The 3,191-nt window shown below is 55.4% G+C and carries 3 protein-coding genes and 1 pseudogene; 2 read left to right on the plus strand and 2 right to left on the minus strand.

The features are described 5' to 3' along the window. Together ACRESJ_RS22865 and ACRESJ_RS22870 are read right to left on the minus strand one after the other, a co-directional pair. The coding region (locus ACRESJ_RS22865; RefSeq protein WP_019741134.1) for a cold-shock protein at positions 1-146 on the minus strand (146 nt) is incomplete at its 3' end. Between the two features lie 292 nt (positions 147-438). Then, entirely contained in the window at positions 439-741 is a 303-nt protein-coding gene (locus ACRESJ_RS22870) for a hypothetical protein (RefSeq protein WP_431759952.1), read from the minus strand. 373 nt (positions 742-1,114) lie between these two features. Between ACRESJ_RS22870 and thrS the strand changes: the two genes are divergently transcribed. Both thrS and ACRESJ_RS22880 read left to right on the plus strand, forming a co-directional pair. Next, the gene (gene thrS / locus ACRESJ_RS22875; protein ID WP_431759953.1) at positions 1,115-3,037 is read left to right on the plus strand and encodes a threonine--tRNA ligase; all 1,923 of its coding nucleotides are present in this window, start codon (positions 1,115-1,117) and stop codon (positions 3,035-3,037) included. Then, a pseudogene (locus tag ACRESJ_RS22880) lies at positions 3,037-3,191 on the plus strand (translation initiation factor IF-3); the annotation flags it as partial. The gene thrS and the pseudogene ACRESJ_RS22880, both read left to right, overlap by 1 nt.

Consider the following 3,191-nt stretch of genomic DNA (forward strand, 5'->3'; position numbering starts at 1 on the left):
TGGCCTTCTTTCAGGCTTTTGAAACCGTCGCTTTCGATAGCTTTGAAGTGTACGAACAGGTCGTCACCGCCACCTTGAGGAGTGATGAAGCCGAAGCCTTTTTCATCGTTGAACCATTTAACGGTGCCGGTTTGGCGATTAGACATGGTGTATCTCCAAGAAACTTATATTTTCAGTAGTACTGTGCTGCTCAGGCCAACTGGGCACACCCGGGTATCATAGTCGAAATGTGCGCTTTGGGAGCCCCCCGCAGTTGCTGTTTGCCCGACAGTCACGCCTTCTTTGCTGCTTGAGATGGCTGAAAGCCCCGGTTTAAAAGGCTTTCAGCCGAAAGTAAAGGTGATAAAAAAAGCTGTAAAACCTGCATGAATTGTAGGAAAAGGCGATTTTCAGGGGCGATTCATCGGCTGAAAACGCTTTTCCAGCATGTTTTCAGACTTATTTTTTCTCCGAATTGTTGGCCTTGCACTTGGAAATCTGAGTCAGCGCCTGTTGTTTCAGGGCGTCGCTGGCCTGATTGTCCATCAAGGCCTGAAGGTCCTTGGCCGGGTACGATTTGATTGCATCGGCACCGCAGGCGCAGTGGGCTTTTGCCGCCGCAGCGCCGATCTGCGGAGTGGCCGCCTCGGTGCACTGTGCCATGTACTTCTCGCGTTCACCCTTCGGCCAGTCGGCATGGGCGGCCAGCGGTAGCAGAAGAACGATAGGTGCGACTACAGCGAATAAAGATTTCAGACGCATGCGGGGATGCTCCTTGTGGGTCAATGTCTTGTTATCTGAGGGGTAAAGCCGGGATCAAGTTCAGCACTTTGGCATAAAAGCGCCGGATTTTCGCTGGCAGCAAACCTCCACGCCGTCATCACCGTTCATCTGTGCTAGCATGCCTGGCTCGGGCTTTTGCAGGCTCCGGTCGACCCATAATCCCGGATGCGGCAATCGCTCGAATAACCCTGATTTGAATCCCAGTCACTCTGGTTCGGTTTCCGGTTGGCCGCAAGGCTCCTGCCGCTGTAAGGCAGGCGTTCGTCATTGAATGGCCTGGATCGGATCTTGTACTGGCTCATCCCAACCCACGTGACCTTTGGTAGGGGTCACCACTAGGAGAGGAGGCGCCATGCCAACTATTACTCTTCCCGACGGCAGTCAACGTTCATTCGATCACCCGGTATCCATCGCCGAGGTCGCCGCATCCATTGGTGCCGGTCTGGCCAAGGCCACCGTGGCCGGTAAGGTCAATGGCAAGCTGGCCGACGCCAGTGACATCATCGACAGCGACGCTACGCTGCAAATCATTACGCCAAAGGATGAAGAGGGGCTGGAGATCATTCGCCACTCTTGCGCCCACCTGGTTGGCCACGCGGTCAAACAGCTGTATCCGACGGCCAAAATGGTCATCGGGCCGGTCATCGACGAAGGTTTCTATTACGACATCGCCTTCGAGCGTCCTTTCACTCCGGACGACCTGGCTGCAATCGAACAGCGCATGCAGCAGTTGATCGAAAAAGATTACGACGTGATCAAGAAAGTCACTCCGCGCGCCGAAGTGATCGAAGTGTTCAAGGCCCGTGGCGAAGACTACAAGCTGCGCCTGGTCGAGGACATGCCGAACGAGCAGGCTATGGGTCTGTACTATCACGAAGAATACGTCGACATGTGCCGCGGCCCGCACGTGCCGAACACCCGCTTCCTGAAATCCTTCAAGCTCACCAAGTTGTCCGGCGCCTACTGGCGTGGCGACGCCAAGAACGAGCAACTGCAGCGCGTTTACGGCACTGCCTGGGCTGACAAGAAGCAGCTGGCAGCGTATATCCAGCGCATCGAAGAAGCCGAGAAGCGCGATCACCGCAAGATCGGCAAGCGTCTGGGCCTGTTCCACACCCAGGAAGAGTCGCCGGGCATGGTGTTCTGGCACCCTAACGGCTGGACGCTGTACCAGGTGCTCGAGCAGTACATGCGCAAGGTTCAACGCGATAACGGCTACCTGGAGATCAAGACTCCTCAAGTCGTTGACCGCAGCCTGTGGGAGAAATCCGGGCACTGGGCCAACTACGCCGACAACATGTTCACTACTCAGTCGGAAAACCGCGACTACGCCATCAAGCCAATGAACTGCCCGTGCCACGTACAGGTATTCAACCAGGGCCTGAAGAGCTACCGCGAGTTGCCAATGCGATTGGCCGAATTCGGTGCTTGCCACCGCAACGAGCCATCGGGCGCTCTGCACGGCATCATGCGTGTGCGTGCATTCACTCAGGATGACGCCCACATCTTCTGTACAGAAGAGCAGATGCAGGCTGAATCCGCTGCATTCATCAAGCTGACCATGGACGTCTATGCCGACTTCGGCTTCAAAGATGTCGAGATGAAGCTGTCCACTCGTCCGGAAAAACGCGTCGGCTCCGACGAGTTGTGGGACCGCGCTGAAGCTGCATTGGCTGCAGCCCTTGATAGCGCTGGCCTGCCGTACGACTTGCAGCCGGGTGAGGGTGCCTTCTACGGTCCGAAGATCGAATTCTCGCTGAAAGATTGTCTCGGTCGAGTCTGGCAATGTGGTACCTTGCAGCTCGATTTTAACCTGCCTGTCCGTTTGGGCGCCGAATTCGTCTCCGAGGACAACAGCCGCAAGCATCCGGTGATGTTGCACCGGGCGATCCTGGGTTCCTTCGAGCGTTTCGTCGGAATTCTGATCGAGCACTACGAAGGTGCATTCCCTGCGTGGCTGGCGCCGACTCAGGCTGTGGTGATGAATATCACTGATAAACAGGCAGATTTCGTCGCTCAGGTCGAAAAAACTCTCAACGAAAGCGGGTTTCGTGCCAAGTCTGACTTGAGAAATGAAAAGATCGGCTTTAAAATCCGCGAGCATACCTTGCTCAAGGTTCCCTATCTCTTGGTTATCGGGGATAAGGAAGTCGAGACGCAGACTGTCGCTGTGCGTACTCGTGAAGGTGCTGACCTGGGCTCGATGCCCGTCGCCCAATTCACTGAGTTCCTCGCGCAAGCGGTTTCCCGGCGTGGTCGCCAAGATTCGGAGTAATTATTATTAAGCGTGAAATGAGACAAGATAAACGAGCTGCACCGAAAGCCCCGATCAACGAGAATATCTCGGCACGCGAGGTTCGGTTAATTGGCGCTGACGGCGAGCAGATTGGCATCGTCTCGATTGATGAAGCGCTTCGTATTGCTGAAGA

Source organism: Pseudomonas sp., assembly GCF_050739655.1.
GTDB lineage: Bacteria > Pseudomonadota > Gammaproteobacteria > Pseudomonadales > Pseudomonadaceae > Aquipseudomonas.